General features: G+C 69.1%; 13 protein-coding genes and 1 pseudogene. 6 read left to right on the forward strand and 8 right to left on the reverse strand.

Annotation, left to right across the window (positions count from 1 at the left end; genetic code table 11):
• Positions 1 to 52: 52 nt before the first annotated feature.
• Genes istB through WME85_RS47570 form a run of 3 tightly spaced genes read right to left on the reverse strand, consistent with a single transcriptional unit; the run spans position 53 to position 2713 of the window.
• On the reverse strand, positions 53 to 877 hold the full coding sequence (gene istB / locus WME85_RS47560; protein ID WP_437831405.1) for an IS21-like element helper ATPase IstB: 825 nt from the start codon (positions 875 to 877) through the stop codon (positions 53 to 55).
• Positions 846 to 2345, reverse strand: coding sequence for an IS21 family transposase (gene istA / locus WME85_RS47565; RefSeq protein ID WP_437831408.1), 1500 nt, complete (start codon positions 2343 to 2345; stop codon positions 846 to 848). Before istA ends, istB begins: the two co-directional genes overlap by 32 nt.
• Positions 2342 to 2713, reverse strand: a complete 372-nt coding sequence (locus tag WME85_RS47570; RefSeq protein ID WP_437307435.1) for a hypothetical protein — start codon at positions 2711 to 2713, stop codon at positions 2342 to 2344. Before WME85_RS47570 ends, istA begins: the two co-directional genes overlap by 4 nt.
• A gap of 1231 nt (positions 2714 to 3944) precedes the next feature.
• Here WME85_RS47570 and WME85_RS47575 point away from each other — a divergent pair.
• Positions 3945 to 4364 (forward strand): annotated as a pseudogene (locus WME85_RS47575) (5'-3' exonuclease H3TH domain-containing protein); the annotation flags it as partial.
• A 156-nt stretch (positions 4365 to 4520) separates the two neighbouring features.
• Here WME85_RS47575 and WME85_RS47580 read toward each other — a convergent pair.
• Positions 4521 to 4958: a hypothetical protein gene (locus WME85_RS47580; protein WP_437831411.1), complete on the reverse strand. Its 438-nt coding sequence runs from the start codon at positions 4956 to 4958 to the stop codon at positions 4521 to 4523.
• A 103-nt stretch (positions 4959 to 5061) separates the two neighbouring features.
• On the opposite strand from WME85_RS47580, the gene WME85_RS47585 reads away from it, so the two are divergent.
• Both WME85_RS47585 and WME85_RS47590 read left to right on the forward strand, forming a co-directional pair.
• Positions 5062 to 6999: a hypothetical protein gene (locus WME85_RS47585; protein ID WP_437831414.1), complete on the forward strand. Its 1938-nt coding sequence runs from the start codon at positions 5062 to 5064 to the stop codon at positions 6997 to 6999.
• A 38-nt stretch (positions 7000 to 7037) separates the two neighbouring features.
• Entirely contained in the window at positions 7038 to 7247 is a 210-nt protein-coding gene (locus WME85_RS47590; protein ID WP_437831416.1) for a hypothetical protein, read from the forward strand.
• A gap of 978 nt (positions 7248 to 8225) precedes the next feature.
• Here WME85_RS47590 and WME85_RS47595 read toward each other — a convergent pair.
• Entirely contained in the window at positions 8226 to 8444 is a 219-nt protein-coding gene (locus WME85_RS47595) for a hypothetical protein (protein WP_437831419.1), read from the reverse strand.
• A gap of 649 nt (positions 8445 to 9093) precedes the next feature.
• A complete protein-coding gene (locus WME85_RS47600; RefSeq protein ID WP_437831421.1) occupies positions 9094 to 9366 on the reverse strand; it encodes a hypothetical protein in 273 nt (90 codons plus the stop codon).
• Between the two features lie 272 nt (positions 9367 to 9638).
• On the opposite strand from WME85_RS47600, the gene WME85_RS47605 reads away from it, so the two are divergent.
• Complete coding sequence (locus WME85_RS47605; RefSeq protein WP_437831424.1) at positions 9639 to 10781, forward strand: hypothetical protein; 1143 nt, start codon at positions 9639 to 9641, stop codon at positions 10779 to 10781.
• A 444-nt stretch (positions 10782 to 11225) separates the two neighbouring features.
• On the opposite strand, the gene WME85_RS47610 is transcribed toward WME85_RS47605, so the two are convergent.
• On the reverse strand, positions 11226 to 12029 hold the full coding sequence (locus WME85_RS47610; RefSeq protein WP_437831426.1) for an SDR family oxidoreductase: 804 nt from the start codon (positions 12027 to 12029) through the stop codon (positions 11226 to 11228).
• A 78-nt stretch (positions 12030 to 12107) separates the two neighbouring features.
• On the opposite strand from WME85_RS47610, the gene WME85_RS47615 reads away from it, so the two are divergent.
• Positions 12108 to 12503, forward strand: coding sequence for a winged helix-turn-helix transcriptional regulator (locus tag WME85_RS47615; RefSeq protein ID WP_437831428.1), 396 nt, complete (start codon positions 12108 to 12110; stop codon positions 12501 to 12503).
• A 406-nt stretch (positions 12504 to 12909) separates the two neighbouring features.
• The gene (locus tag WME85_RS47620) at positions 12910 to 14739 is read left to right on the forward strand and encodes a glycoside hydrolase family 43 protein (protein ID WP_437831431.1); all 1830 of its coding nucleotides are present in this window, start codon (positions 12910 to 12912) and stop codon (positions 14737 to 14739) included.
• A 67-nt stretch (positions 14740 to 14806) separates the two neighbouring features.
• Here the strand turns inward: WME85_RS47620 and WME85_RS47625 are convergent, their stop codons facing one another.
• Positions 14807 to 15034 carry a hypothetical protein gene (locus tag WME85_RS47625; protein WP_437831433.1) on the reverse strand — a complete coding sequence of 76 codons (228 nt, stop codon included), beginning with the start codon at positions 15032 to 15034 and terminating at the stop codon, positions 14807 to 14809.
• Positions 15035 to 15180: the final 146 nt, after the last annotated feature.

Consider the following 15180-nt stretch of genomic DNA (forward strand, 5'->3'; position numbering starts at 1 on the left):
CGCGGAAACCTGACCCCGGGCGCCGCGGGAATCTGACGTGGCGTCGGCCGGGTCAGCGCTTCTTCGCTGCTGCCGGGGCAGACGGCTCGGCGGTCTCCGGTCTCGGCTTGGGTCGCGCCTCGCTCATGGCCAGCGACTCCTTCTGCCGCCACGAGTCGGCGTCGATGTCGAGGATGTGGCAGTGCTGGACGAAGCGGTCGATCAGCGCCGAGACGCACGCTGCGCCCGGAAAGACCGTGCTCCACTGCTTGAACGGAAGATTCGTCGTCAGCACGAGCGATCGGCTCTCGTGCCTGCGGCTGATGATGTTGTAGAGCAGATCGGCGGACTGACGGCTGCACGGCAGATAGCCGATCTCGTCCAGAATGAGCAGCGACGGGGCCGTGTATTTCCGCAGCCGTCGCTCGAGGGCCGGCAGTGACTCCTGCTTGAGCAGATCCGCGAGGGCAGCCGACAGCGTCGTGAAGCGTACGGTGTGGCCGCGCTGGAGCGCGAGCATGCCGAGGTTCTGGGCGAGCATCGTCTTGCCGACGCCGCTCGGACCCCGGAGCAGGACGTTGTGCCCCTTGGCGACGAAGTCGAGGGTCATGAGCTCCTCGACGAGCTCACGCTGGATCGTGCGCGGGTGGTTCCAGTCGAAGCGCTCGAGGGGCTTGAAGGTGCCGAGGGTCGCTGCCTTGGCGCGCGCGGCGAGATTGCGCTCGGCGCGCTCGCGGTGGGCGATGGCGGCGAGCTCCTCGAACGTCTGCACCGGCGACAGGCGCGCCGTGGTGGCATGCGCGATCAGCGCGAGCAGCGCCTCGCGCGACACGCGTACGCCGAGGGAGCGAACCAGCTCAGCGACGTCATCGTTGGGCATCATAAGACTCCAGGTCATGGGGAACCACGTCGCGATCGGGGACATGGGCTCCGAGGTCGATGTCGACGGGGACAGGGGTATCGGCGGCGCGGCGGCGCTCCTCGCAGAGCACGGCGAGGGCACCGGGATCGTGCGTGCCGCGGGCGATAGCCTCGCGCGCCGCAGCGCCGAGGATCTCGACGCCGTACAGGTCGAGAAGGCGCAGGGCCTTGGCGGTCATGAAGCCGACGTTGCGACCGGCCTCCACCCAGCGCTCTTGCAGGATCTCGAAGCCGGGGATCGCGACGCCGAGCCGATCGCGCCCCTTGGCCTCGCGCGCGGCGCGCTTGTGGTCGAGCAGCTCGGCACGGTGCTCGGGCGCCTCGATGCTCTGGTGCCGTCCCCAGCAGCGCACGTGCCGCGCGAGCTCCGTGCCGCCGTCCGAGAGCCGCACGGTGGTGTCATTGGCGACGAGCATCAGCGTCTTGCCGTGGTGGATCGACGGCGCCGAATAGCGGTTTCCGTCGAAGTGCACGAAGGCGGTCTTGTCGACGGGCACGGGCTCGACGAGGTCCGTCTCCGGCAGCGGATCGGGCAGCGCGAGCAGCCTCGTCCTCTCCTCCGCGAGCACTTGGTCGACGCGCCGCTCAGGCCATCGCGGGTGCGGACGCACGTTGGCGATCTCGTCGAGGAAGACGAGCAGCTCGGCGTTGCCACGGTCGAGATCACGAATCGTGCGCGCGGCGAAGAAGCGGTCGCGCAGGAAGCGGATCGCTCGCTCGACCTTGCCCTTTTGCTGCGGTTTGCGCACGGCGCAGAGCCGCGGCGCGACGCGGAGCTGACCGGCGAGCGCGAGCAGGTCCGGGTGGAAGCGCACGGCGTCGCCGTGGCGCTCGAGGACAACGGTCTTGGGGTTGTCGAAGAGCCATTGTCTCGTCGCGCCGCCAAAGTAGCAGCACGCGCGCACGAGCGAGCGGCGGAGCGAGCTCGCTGACAGGTCGAGCACGAGCTCGCCCCAGATCGCGCGCGAGTACGACAGGACCATGACGAAGGCCCAGAGCTGGCGCGTGCCGCCCGCGACGCGCAGCTTGCCGACGTAAGCCCAGTCGACCTGGGCCTGCTCGGCGATGAGCGGCTCGACGCGGAGGAACACCTCGCTCTTCGGCGCCGGGCGCACGAGTCGGACATGCCGTCGCACCGTGCGCACACTGCCCTCGTAGCCGCGCTCCACCAGCATGTCGTACAGGCGCGTGGCGCGGAGCCGAGGATACTGTGTCAGCGTCTCGATGACGAAGGCCTCGTAGCCGCGCAGCGGCAAAGGCACCTCGCTCACCGCGGCCTCCGCGCCGCGAACGACGGGCCGCGAGCGCGCCCCCTTACCCAGGCCGAGCACGCGCTCGACCGCGTCGTGGTGCAGGCCGAGCTGCGTCGCGATGGTGCCGATCTTCCAGTGCTCGGCGAAGTGCAGGCGGCGGATCTCCGCCTCCTTGGCCTCGTCGATCGTCATCGACCGAGGCTCCTGCGAAGGCGATGCTCGCCACGGAAGTTACCGAGTCCCGGCAGGCGTTGCCCGCGGCGGGGCGGGGCGTCCATGAAGAGAGGCTCGACGACGTAGTGTAGCGTCGCGCGCGCGACGCCGAGGCCGTCGCACAACCCCAGCGCGAACAAGATGTCCTCGGACTCCGCAGAAACGACAGCACGGACCCTCTGGTCGTGCCAGAGCGCCATCGACTCGCACAGCATTGGCCCGGCAAACCGATGCGCCGGCGTGGCCACCGATCGCAGCCGGGCCTTCATCACCTCGTCGGGCCCCTGCGTCAGCAGCACCCGCGTCTCCTGCGGCGTCGCGGAGATCGTCATCACGAGCTCGTCCATCCATCGACTCCTGCGGGCCGGCGGCGGCCACGTCGTCCTTCGACGTCGGCGCGCCGGTCCGCGGGCACACGCTGGCGGATGCGGGCAAGTTGTCGGAACCCCTATCCATCACGCGCCGGCCCTGTCGGGCGCGGTAGGCCCGCTGGCGATCACGGTGATCGAGGCGCCCCTCGTGGGAGCGCTGGTGCCGCAGCCGAGCCGCGCGTTGCGCCCGGTGGCGAGCCGCGTCGCGGCAGGCGCTGCCGCAGTAGAGCTGCCCTCGATCACACCGGCCGCAGACAAAGAAGATCGCGGCGCAGAGCCCGCAGCGCGCGAGCCGGAAGCTGTCTTGCACGAGTCCCCGGACCAGCGCGCCGGGAAGTTGCCCTCGCTGCCTGGGTCGTGCGAGACAGGCCGAACATCGGTCTGTCGCCGATCCCCGGAAGGCCCTGGTCGCTACCCAGGGCCTTCTTCTTTCCGGCGCGCCGCTCGGGTGCGATCTCTACCGCCGCGCCTCGCGCTGGCGAACTTCCCGGCCGCCCGCGCTCGCCCCCAGGCGTCACGAGGTGAGGGGCAGAAATCTGCGGATCGGGGTGGCTACTAACAGGGTACCAAGCCCGATGTCTCTTCCATCTTTCCCTCTTACGGTTCCGTGTCCCGGCGCGCCCTTCGCTCCACGGGGTCCCACGGCTCGGTTCCCCCGATTCGTCGCTACTATGGCGCGCTCCGACGTCCCGCTGCCCCGCTTCGGCTTCGCTCGCGCTCGCCTTCACGGTTCCGTCTCACGACGGAGCCAGTGGGACCTCCCAAGTTCCTCGGCGACCCTCGCCACGCATGCCCCGGCTCTTCGACTCCGGCGGAATCTCAGGAGCAGGCCTCCGGGAACATGTCCCTACGCATCGCTCCCTCGATGTTGCCTTCCGGGCTTACGGTCCCGTCGGCTTCCACGACTTCTTTCTTTCGGAGCCCGATTCCGCGGCCCGCGTGCTCGCTGTCTACGCTTCGTAGTCCGGGTTGCCCTCGGTCACCACGCAAGACTCGCTTCCGACTGGCGGCCCTACCTTGGTCGGGCAGGAATTCAACCCGCTGGCTCGCTACATCAGGTTTCAGTTGGTGTGGACTTCACATGGCATCCTCCTGATCGAAGCTGTGCTTGGCGCACCGTAGGTAAAAGAAGCCGGATCGCAGCGCGAAGAAGTGTAGCGCAGCGCGTGACGAGGTTCGCGCCCGGTGGGAGGTCGGTCCCGAGCTACTCGGCGACCTCCTGGCGCTCGCGGGCGACCCGGTGGACGGGATCCCCGGCGTCCCCGGCATCGGGCCCACGAAGGCGGCGGCGCTGCTCCGGCCCCACGGGCGCCTCGCGCAGCTCTTGCGGAACGCGGGCAGCGTCCAGAACAAGGCGGGCGAGAGCCTGCGGGCCCACGCCCGCGCGGCGGTGCTGTCGCGGCGGCTGGTGACCCTGCGTGCGGATGCGCCGATCCGCTGGAGCCTCCCGGCGATGCGCCTCGGCGGGGTCGTCGTTGTCAAGGAGGGCGGGACTCTCCGGGACCCGGCGGGTCGCTTCGCCCATCTGGCCGTGCAGGCGGGTCTTCGCCGCAACCTGCTCGCCAAGGTCGTGGACCGATGGACGCACGACGGTGACGATGTTCCTACTCGACGCTGGGTGACGTGAGCTTGACCCGCGATCGCGTACCGGCGTCGAGGAAGGTGTACCTCCCGTGGGGCCGAGCCCACGGCAGCGCCGATTGTCGCGCTGGACGGCTCCCGGCGGGTCGGGGGCTGCTCGGCGAGCTCGTCCGGCGCTCCCTGCCCGCTCACGAGGGTCCAGTCAGGCAGCGCCTCGGCGTTGAAGAAGACGTCGTAGCGGTGCTCGCCGGTGCCGGTGATCCGACCGGTCGGCCCTCGCCCCATGCCGACCGCGTGCCGCACGGCAACCATCACGTCTGCCCGTCGGCGAGCGCCGGGCGCGCGCCGGCGGCGCGCTGCGCATCGGCCCGCCTTCGTGGCGCATCCAGTCCACGGTCGCCCTCACGGGCTCCTCGATCACCTCTGCGGCCCGCCCGAGCCGCTGGCGCCGCGCCCAGAACACCGGCCAGTCGATCGCCGTCGTCACCTCGCCGTCGTCCTCGATGCAGCGCTGGATGGAGGCGACATCGCGCTCGTGGACGGCAAGGTCGACGTCCGACGGCGCGAGGGCCTGCTCCACAGCTGGCGCCGGACTCGCTCGAAGCGCGAATATGCACAAAGCCTTCCAGAGCGACGTCATGGCCTAAGGAAAAGCACTGCGAAGTATGTACGCCCACGATGATTCTTGGTATGGTGCACCGATATAGGGATCCTGGAGTGGGGAGGCGTACTTGCAAATTCGCGTGACAGTACTGGTCATGGTTCTCACGATGGCCGGTGGGTGCGCCCAGCTCATAGGGGCCGATTGGGAGAGCTACAGAGCCGGCGCGGGGACTAACGGCGATGGTGGTGCTGGCGGCGGAGCCGCCGAAGGCAACCAAGGTGGGAACAACACACTCGGTCCACCTTCTCGCTTCCGCCTTCGTATCGACGACACGGAGGGGCCTTCGGTCGACCTCATGCTCAACCGGGTTAACGCGCGGGAAGTCTTCGGCGAAGACGGCGCCAAGAAGATCACGATCCTCAACGTCGACACGACCGGCCTGCTCCGGAACGCGCTCGAGCGGATCCAGAACGCGTGCGGGACCACGTGGCAGGCAGATGACGTGAACCCCCACCACGACTGCACGCTCACCCCGCTCGGCCGGACCTTCGATATACCGTGGCAGACATCGCCAGAGTTCGCGCTCGTCCGGCTGCTTAGCATGACCCCCGCCAACGCCAACGTGACGGGGACGTCGCTCGAGGAGATTAGGGCGGTCTTCGACGACAACGCCGGCACCTTCGCATTCGACTTCGCGGACATCCTCGCCGATAGCGTCAACATCGATCTGGCAGCCCAGGCAGAACCGACGGCCACGCGCGAGAACCGGACAGTGCCGCTCATGCCTATCGACAAGCTCATCACCGCCCTGCAGCAGCAGCTGCTCGGCTCTCACCCGGCCATCCCGGACCCCGCCGGCGTGAGATTGCCTGTCACGCTGTACGACGCTTTGCACGATCTCGATTCCATCGATGAGAAGCTCGGTCCGGCCGGGGACCATCCGGGCGTGCTCGTACCAGACGACGGTTCATTCAGGACGAAAGGCGAGATCTTCCAGTCCGACTTTGCAATGCACATCGTCGGCGAATCTGGCCTGCGCAGGGTCACCGGGATCGACCTCTCGAAGGAGGGCGGCGACATGTCCATGTTGGTCCGGGCCGACGATGCGCCGCTCCAGTTCGACTTCAACGATCCGGAAAAAATCCCGATCGTCGGCGTCGTACCGACGCCGACGATCGATATGCGCATCTCGCTGCGTGAGCTGCGCAGCACCGTGCCGTCGTGTACCGATGTACCGGCCTGCAAGGAGAACGCCCCAGGCATGCCGGTCGGCGCGGGGTCAGTGTGGGCTACCCCTCCGTTCATGCTCGAGCACATCGTGGCCAAGGCGGCTTACCTCACGTACGGCGAGCGCGTGCCCTTCACAGGATGTTACTTCGGGACGAGCGGGACGTGCCGGCTCGGCGTGAACATCGGCCAGGACGGCAATCCGGCCGGCTGGTCCGTCTTCCTCCGCAACATCTCCTTCCCGCCCGACCCGCCGCCCCGCATACCGGATCCGCAGTTCTTCTGGGAGCTGCTCACCGATGTCGCGCAGGTCGCCATCCATGACCCGACCGGCGATGGCAACCCCGACATCGCGGAGGGCAAGGTCCAGCCGGTCTTCACGCTCCCGGGCGTCGGCATTGGTCTCAGCGGCGAGGAGATCGTGGCGGAGATCCGCCAGACGCTGCAGGGCCAAACCAAGGAACTCGCGGAGCTCCTCCTGGGCGAGTACTGGGTGGACAACGACTCCCTAGACTTCTTTTACAGCCGCGGCGCCCCGGGCGGTGAGCCCCACCTGTTCTTCGTTTCTGAGGACGATCTCCGCCCCTCGAAGCCGGGCTCGGCCGCCCTGCGCGACTACGCCTACGAGAGGCCCGGCTTCTTCACGAGCCCCGACCTCGACGAGGCGAGCAAGGTCTCGAAGAAGGAACTCGCCGGCCTCGCGGACACGACGCACGAGAAATTCCGGCTCTCGCCAGGCGACACGACGCTGTTCATGCAGAACGACGAGGGCGCCGTCTTCCAGGTCCGCTTCCACGTGCCCGACATCCCCGATCCGGTGGAGATCACCGCCGACGTGAACAGGCTCTGAACGGCTCGAGTTCGGACAGGTATCGGCGCGGCTGCGGCGTGCTCGAGCGGGACAGCATCGATGCCAGCCGGGTGCGCGGCGGGCCGAAGCCGCCGGTGCCGACGGAGGTGCTGGAGCGCGACGCGGCGTGGTCGAGCGGCGAGGTCGCCGCAGCGCTCTACGCGGCCGATGGAGAGCTGCTCGCGGCCGATGGAGAGCTGCTCGCGGCCGATGGAGAGCTGCTCGCGGCCGTGGAAGGCGCGGCGTGAGCCAGACTGGTCTATGCGACCACGAACCCGCGGAGCGGCCGTTCCCGGGGGCTCCTCTCGTTCTGTCGGCCAAGTTCACCGCGGCCATGCCCGAGCCCGCCGACCATGCACGCAGCGCAGACGGAGCCGCGTCGGGCGCCATTCCTCGCAGATCTGCTCGCCCTCGGTCCGTTGTTATAGTCAAGGACTGTGAGCGTACTCATCAGAAATTGTCACATATGCCAGTGCCGCCCATCATAATGCATCTACCACTCGCACAGCGATCGTCCCTGCTGCAGTCCTCGCCAGGTGGCAGTTTGCATTCGCCAAGGCTGTTGCAAACTCTGCCGGCATTGCAGTACTCCCCAACGCCGAGCCTCGAACAAATGCCCTCAGACCCTGCCACACTGCAGCTCATGCATTCCGCCTGATTGCAATCGGCGTTGCAGCAGATGCCGGGGCTCCAGATCTCGTTCTCCCAAACACAGATCCCGCTCCCGCAATCTGCCGGAGCAAAACACTCTAGACCATTCGCGGCCTTGCAATCACCAGCAGCGTCACATGCCTCGTTCTCGCCGCAGCCACGGCCCACGGTACCAGGCGCAGCCGGTGTGCATTGACCGTCGCCTCCACAGACGTAGCACCTCGCGCAATGCGCATCCTGTGTGCACTCTGTGCGGCATCTCCCGTTCTCCACGTCGCAATCAAACGCCACGCACGACGTCATCGTGACGCTCAGGCACTCCACGCTGAGCCCGTCACAGGCACGACCCGATTCCAACCCATTTGCGCACGTTGTCCCGCCGCATGCACTGCCTGCCTTGGTGGGTCCGCACGTTCCATCGACGCCAGATCCTTTGAGGTCCGCGGTGCATGACTCACATGCTGCATCACAGGCATCGTTGCAGCAAACGCCATCAGAACAGTTTCCGGTGTAGCAGTCGACGGCGGCGAAGCAACGCTCCCCCACCCTGCATGGCACGCAACCGCCGCCGCAGTCTACGTCGCTTTCGTCGCCGTTGGTCCTGCCATCATGGCATGTCGGGTCGCCACCACCGCCTCCACTATCGGCGCTGCCTCCACCTTGGCCACCGGCGCCGGCTGCGCCACCGGCGCTGCCTCCACCTTGGCCACCGGCGCCGCCTGCGCCACCGGCGCTGCCTCCACCTTGGCCACCGGCGCCGCCTGCGCCACCGGCGCCGCCTCCACCTTGGCCACCGGCGCCGCCTCGGCTTGAGGTGATGGATGAGCCGGCGCCTCCGCTGGCTGGTGGTGTGAAGGGTCCTCCGCCCCCATCGTCCGCACGCGTGTACTCATCCCAGTCCGCGCCGATGAGCAGCGCGCAGCCGCCGTACGTTGAGGCTGCAACCCCAACCAGCACCACTGCTATCGCGCCCGGCATCACCCTGCCCGCCATGGCCAGAGCGTCCGGCGCTACGCTTCCGTCGTCAAGAACACCGCGGCGACGCGTCTCGGGGCAGTAAGCGCCCGGCCATCGCCATGGGCGCGACCCCCTGCGGGGCTCGCCGGGGTCGACGATGCTGGGCGCGGGCGGCGTCCGCCCATGGCCCGGGGCGTGGCAAGGGCGGGCCTGCGAGGGGCCCGGTGAGGCGGTCGATGCCCGCGTCGCAGAGCGAAGGCCCGCCCTGTTCAGGTTGCGTCGACGTCGTCGCCGGTCGAGCGGCGAGCGACGAACTGCCCTCCCCGGTCCTCGAGCAGGTCCGGGCCGCGCAGCACGCGCCCGACGCGGAGAGCGCGCCATCCGCACCGGGCCTGTCGCCCGCGCTCCGCCTTACCTGCCGTGCGAACTCTCGCTGCCCCGGATGCGCCTTCATTTACGCCAGGACGGCGGACGCTACCGCACCGCTCAGCGCTGGCGGCGCCGCGGCTTCGCCACCGTCCGCTCCTCGTCGCCCTCCTGCCCCGCCGCCGACGCCGGCGCCGCGACGTCCGTGAGCCGGATCCCCAGCCGCTTCGCCTCCCGCCGCAGCATCGACCGGAACCACGCGGTCCCGCTCTGCGAGCTGCCGCCGATCTTCTCGGCGTACAGCTGCACGATCGCCTGCTCGAGGCGCGCCTCCTCCTCGGTGCAGCGGTAGTGCTTCTCGCGGGTGAGGTCGGGCCCCTTCGGTCGCGCCATCCGGCGCCGGCGTAAGCCGACCGAGTCCGCTCCGCAACCATCGCGCGAGGCCGTGACATTCGCCGTCCGAGCCGCGGGTTTCCGTCCTTGCATGCGCCCAACATGGGCGCACATTGCGCCCATGGCAACGACGAACGTGAAGCCGTTTCGAAGCGGGATCGCCGTCGCAGCGCAGCGCCGTGGCAGCGCTGGTCCGATGCGCGACCGGCGCGCGCGGCGTCAGCGCCAGCGGGAGCACCGGCTCGTCGAGGCCGCGCGGCGGGGCGACGCCTGTGCGCACACTCACGATCGAGACCGGCGAGGGCAAGGGGCGCTCGTTCTCGGCGGCGGTGCTCGCCTACGCGACCGCGAGCGCGCTCTGGGACGGGGGCGCGGCCGAGACGACGCGCCCGGTCTTCCTCCAGCTCGCGTGCAGCGAGGCTGAGGCGCGGCCAGTTCTCGCGAACCTCCAGGCCGGCCGGAAGGCCGTCATGCACGGCGAGGGATGCCTGTCGAAAGGCGACCGCGTGGAGCTCCTCCGCTCGGCCGGCTACGTCTTCCGGGCGCAGCGCTTCGCCGAGGGGGTGATCCTCACCGCGTACCTGCACGAGCTCTTCCGGCTGCTCGACGGGCCGGACAAGGCGGCGGTCCTGCTGGGCGAGGTGGGCAGCGGCAAGACCACCGTGACGCTCGCAACGGCGGCCGCCCGTGGCGCGCGCCGGGTGCTCGTGATGTACCCGCCGCACCTCCAGAAGACCTGGGCCGACCAGGCCGCGGCTGTCGTCCCCTCGGCGCGGACAGTGGTGCTCGACGACGTCGGCGCCGTCGAGGCGTTCGCGGCCGACCAGCGCGATGGCATGGCCATCGCGATCCTGTCGCGCGAGGCGGCCAAGCTCGGCCACCCCTGGTCCGGGATCGCTGGCTGGTGCCCCGAGTGCGGCGCCGCGATCGAGACGCCCGCCGAGGAGAACGCCCGGAAGCGCCTCCGGTGCGAGCACGCCGAGTTCGTCGCCGACGGCCGGGCCGCCCGGGCGGCCGAGCGCCTTGCCGCGCTGCTCGCACCCGTCTTCCCCGATCGGGCCGGCGTACGGCAGCTCATCCGCGGTCGGGTCGCGCAGCGCTTCCTCGACGTGCTGGCGAAACGCCACGAGACCGGGACGGACCCGTGGTCGGCCGTCCAGCCGAGGATCGCGCCGCTCGCGCGCCGGGTCGGTACCTGGATCATGGGCGAGGAGCGGGAGCCGCAGCGCGGAGAGGAAGCGGGCGATGTTCCTTGGCTCGGTCACCATGGCGACGCGCTTCATCCGCCCCTTGCAAGTTGGGCACTCGAGGACGTCGATCGCAAATGTGCGGCGCAAGAGCTCGGCGCGGTTTGTCGACCGCCCGATAGCCGCCACGCTTGCGTTTCGAAGCGGCGTCTTCGTCCGCCTTCGTAGGCTCTTGTGGCTCCGCAGGGCGCGGTCCGATGCGCTTGCGCGCCAACGTGGGCGACTTGCCGAGGCGAGCACGCCCGCGTACTTGACGGTGTGAAAGCGCGGCGGCGGGACGCTGGCCGCGAGGCGGCACAGGAGCGAGAGCGGATCCATGTCCACCGCGACAGTCCCGTCAGCGAAGGCGCGCTTGAGCGAGAGCCGCACTAGTACACTGTTACCCAAGTCCTTCCCGGGTCTGCGTGGCCCCCCCAAAAAAATCAGTGATTCTGGATGGTTACGTTGGACGCGAACCCGGGACGAACTTAGGGAACGAAGTACTAGTCTCGACCTGGGTGCCTTTGCGACTTTGCGACTTTGCACCTTTGCGTTGGAATCTGCTTCGCGGCGCAGCTCAACTCGGGCGTTCGGCGGGCGGGCGTTGCGCCGAGGCGGGCCCGTAGTTTGTCGTCAAACGGTGGGCACAGTGCCCCCGTCGATCAGGTACTCGCTCCCATGGATCGACGCCGCCCTGTCGGAGGCGAGGAACGCGACGAGCTCCGCGACCTCTTCGGGCCATGCGGGACGCCCGATGGGGATACCCCCGAGCGCGTCCATGATGCCCTGCCGGGCCGCGTCTTCACCTGTACCGGCGTGGTCGGCGAGGCGCTTCACCAGGGCGTCGGCTGCCGTCGTGCGGATCCATCCCGGGGCGATCGAGTTCACGCGGACGCCCTTCGGCCCCAGCTCCTTGGAGAGCGCCTTGCTGTACGTGGACAACGCGGCTTTCGCGGACGCGTACGCGATCGTCGAGTCGTGGAGCGGGAGCCGGCGCTGGATGGACGAGACGTGCAGGACGACCCCCGAGCCTCGCGCGATCATGGCCGGGAGGAGCGCGCGATCGAGACGCACGGCGGTCATGAGGTTGAGCGATAGCTCGTCCTGCCAGATGTCCTCGGTGAGCGACGCGAAGCCGCCGCCCGGCGCAGAGGAGCCGCCGAGGGAGTGGACCAGGATGTCGATCCCGCCAAGCTCGCCCAGGACCGTGCGGACGACGGCGTCCACACCCGCTACCGTGGCGAGGTCGGCCTGTACGAAGACGTTCGGCGACTGACCTGCCGGGAGCGCAGAGCGCGCCGTGGTCGCCGTCACGGCGCCCCCGGCTCCGAGGCGGCGGACGATGGCCTCGCCCGCCCCCTTGGTGCCACCTGTGACGAGCACGCGCTTGCCGGCGAACTCCTCGGGATCGATCGAGAATTTGCGGGGTGTGTTCATCCGTTGATCTCCTGGGGGCGATGACCCGAGGCCCGTCACGCGGGCCCCTCGCACGCAAAGTTGGGCTAGGCTCATCGGGTGGCAAGAACGCACAAAAAGGTGGGGTACGCACCCGAAGGTGAGTACGACGAGCCGGCCACCCCCGAGATCGCCGCCGAGCGCGTCGAGCAGGCCCTCCAGCTCCTCAAGGGGCGCTGGAAGCTGGTGATTCTATTTCGCCTCTTCGGAGGGAAGGTGCAGCGCTTCTCGGAGCTCGAACGCGCCATCCCTGGCGTCGCGCAGAAGATGCTGATCCAGCAACTCCGGCAGATGGAGCGCGACGGGATGGTCTGGCGCGTCACGCACCCCGAGGTGCCGCCCCGGGTCGAGTACGGGCTCACCGCGTGGGGACAAGCGCTCTGCCCGGCGCTGGACACGCTGCTGCGATGGGCAGCGAAGCGCGGCGCGTCCGCTCCCGCCGATGCGCGGCCGTGATGGCTGCCCCGGTGGAGCGCAGCGCCCCGGTGCTCGAGGCCGTCGATCGGTGACCCGACCCAGGTTGAGGCTTATTAAGATGTATTTACTGATACGGAGGGCTGTGTATTCTCCGGGCGATCTTTGGTCGTTGCCGGCGATTCCCGAGGCTCGCCGAGGTTCTTGACGTGGCCGTGTCCAGCCTGGTCAGCGAGGTGTTTTCATGGAGAGCTTGTCCGCGATGGTTGCCCCTCCTGGAAGCGAGTGGAGGCGCGGGGGCGCGCTGTATGGTCGTGAGAGCGAGCCGAGACAGGCCCGGTCATCCGGGGTTTCTGGCGAGCTCGTGTCTGTCGGTGGAGGCCGACGGCTGGCGGGGCGCTCCCATCAGCGCGTTGCGCGCGTCGCCTTCGTTCTGCTGGCGCTCCTCATGAGCGCGTGTACCAGCGAGGACGCTCCCCCTGGTACGAGCGGCGATCAAGGCCCCGACCCGGGCACCGGCGGCGACGGCGGCGCCGGCCCCGACCCGGGCACCGGCGGTGACGGCGGCACCGGCCCCGACCCGGGCACCGGCGGCGGCGACGGCGGCAACGGCGGCACCGGCCCCGACCCGGATACCTCGATGGCCCCCAGCAAGAACCCGCAGTTCAGCTGGTTCGAGTACGAGGGCAAGGACCCCGTCTATCAGGAGTTCACGGCGGGGGAAGGCGAGTACTCGAACCCGATCCTCGCGGGGTTCTACCCTGATCCCAGCATCTGCCGGGTCGGGGAGGACTACTACCTCGTCAACTCGTCGTTCTCCTACTTCCCCGGCGTCCCGATCTTCCACAGCCGTGATCTCGTCCACTGGACGCAGCTCGGGCACGTGCTCGACCGCCCCTCGCAGCTCGACCTCGACAGCCAGGCGATCTCCGAGGGCATCTTCGCGCCGTCGATCAGGTACCACGACGGCGTGTTCTACATGGTCACCACGCTCATCGGCGGCGGCGGCAACTTCTTCGTGACCGCCACCGACCCGGCGGGGCCATGGTCGGACCCCATCTGGCTCAACAGCGTCGACGGGATCGACCCCTCCTTCTTCTTCGACGACAACGGCAAGGCCTACGTCGTCAACAACGGCCCACCGGCTGGCCAGTCGCTCTACGACGGCCACCGAGCGCTCTGGATCCAGGAGTTCGACGTGGCGACGCAGAAGATGGTCGGCCCGCGCTCGGTGATCGTCGACGGCGGCGTCGACATCTCGAAGAAGCCGATCTGGATCGAGGGACCCCACGTCTTCAAGGTGGATGGAACGTATTACCTGATCGCCGCCGAGGGCGGCACAGGCGATCAGCACTCGGAGGTGGTGTTCCGCAGCGCGTCGGTGACCGGCCCGTACGAGCCCTACGCGGGCAATCCGATCCTCACGCAACGCCACCTCGATCGCAACCGCCCTTTCCCGGTGACCTCCACCGGTCACGCCGACCTCGTTCAACTGCCGAACGGCGACTGGTGGTCCGTCTTCCTGGGCACCCGGCCCTACGAGGGCGATCTCTACAACACGGGTCGCGAGACGTTCCTGATGCCCGTCCGGTGGGTCGACGGCTGGCCGGTCATCACGGCAGGCACGGAGACGGTGCCCTACGTGCACGACATCCCAGCCCTGCCGCCGCAGCCGGCGCCGGCCATCCCGAGGAGCGGCAACTTCACGTACCGGGATGAGTTCGACGGCGACGCGCTCGCCCCGACCTGGAACTTCATCCGCACGCCCGTCGAGCAATGGCACGATCTCACCGCGTCGCCCGGGTGGCTGACCTTGAAGGCGCGCGCTGCCCACCTCGGGCGGCGCGAGCAACCGTCGTTCGTCGGCAGGCGGCAGCAGCACGGCTGGGCCTCCGCCTCCACGGCCATGAAGTACCTGCCGTCAGCGCCCGGGGACGCGGCGGGGCTGGTCGCGTTCCAGAACGACGACTTCTATTACTTCCTGGGCGTCGCGCTGGCGGACGGCAAGCCGGTCATCCAGCTGGAGAAGAAGGCCGGGAGCACCGCGAACGGCGAACCCCAGGTGATCGCCTCGGCTCCGCTCGACCTCTCCGCGGGCGCGCCCATCCACCTCAAGATCGAGGCGCAGGGCGCCGCCTACAGCTTCTCCTACGCGCGGGAGCCCGGGGCGTGGGTCAGCCTCCTGGAAGAGGTCGACGGGAAGATCCTGAGCACGCAGCAGGCCGGCGGCTTCGTCGGGACCTACATCGGCCTCTATGCCTACACGGAGCAGCCGTGAGCAGATCGGCATCGCACGGGCGGCATTTCTGACGCGCGATGGTAGCGCGCCGCCCGCCGCGAGCGCCTCACGCCGCCCGCTGCGCGGCGAACGCCGCCGCGTGCTCTCTGGCCCACTCCGCCCCGATTCCCGACACCGAGGCGCACGTTCCCGGCCGCAGCCGTACGCCCGTCAACGGCTCCGGCAGGCTCCCGGTCCGGGCCACGGTCTCGGGCCCCACCAGCCACAGCGAGCCGTCCGCGAACACCAGCAGGTCAACGGCTGGTTGCGGCAGCGCGACCGCCAGCTCGCCCACCCGGCGCCACACCGGCTGACACGGTAAGCCAGGTCGGCGGGCGGGGCGACACGTATAGAACTTTCCACGATCCGCCCCCCTCCTGGAAATGCGACGCCATATCAATGTTTTATCCGCCCATTGAAGAGGTCGCCTTCACTCCATAG

It is taken from the genome of Sorangium sp. So ce1153 (assembly GCF_051521595.1).
Lineage (GTDB): Bacteria > Myxococcota_A > Polyangia > Polyangiales > Polyangiaceae > Sorangium.

Bases quoted from the DNA above. Each gene is read 5' to 3' on its own strand.
- istB (WP_437831405.1), bottom strand. From the start codon at position 877: ATGACCTGGAGTCTTATGATGCCCAACGATGACGTCGCTGAGCTGGTT.
- WME85_RS47570 (WP_437307435.1), bottom strand. From the start codon at position 2,713: ATGGACGAGCTCGTGATGACGATCTCCGCGACGCCGCAGGAGACGCGG.
- WME85_RS47580 (WP_437831411.1), bottom strand. From the start codon at position 4,958: ATGACGTCGCTCTGGAAGGCTTTGTGCATATTCGCGCTTCGAGCGAGT.
- WME85_RS47600 (WP_437831421.1), bottom strand. From the start codon at position 9,366: ATGGCGCGACCGAAGGGGCCCGACCTCACCCGCGAGAAGCACTACCGC.
- WME85_RS47610 (WP_437831426.1), bottom strand. From the start codon at position 12,029: ATGAACACACCCCGCAAATTCTCGATCGATCCCGAGGAGTTCGCCGGC.
- WME85_RS47620 (WP_437831431.1), top strand. From the start codon at position 12,910: ATGAGCGCGTGTACCAGCGAGGACGCTCCCCCTGGTACGAGCGGCGAT.
- istA (WP_437831408.1), bottom strand. From the start codon at position 2,345: ATGACGATCGACGAGGCCAAGGAGGCGGAGATCCGCCGCCTGCACTTC.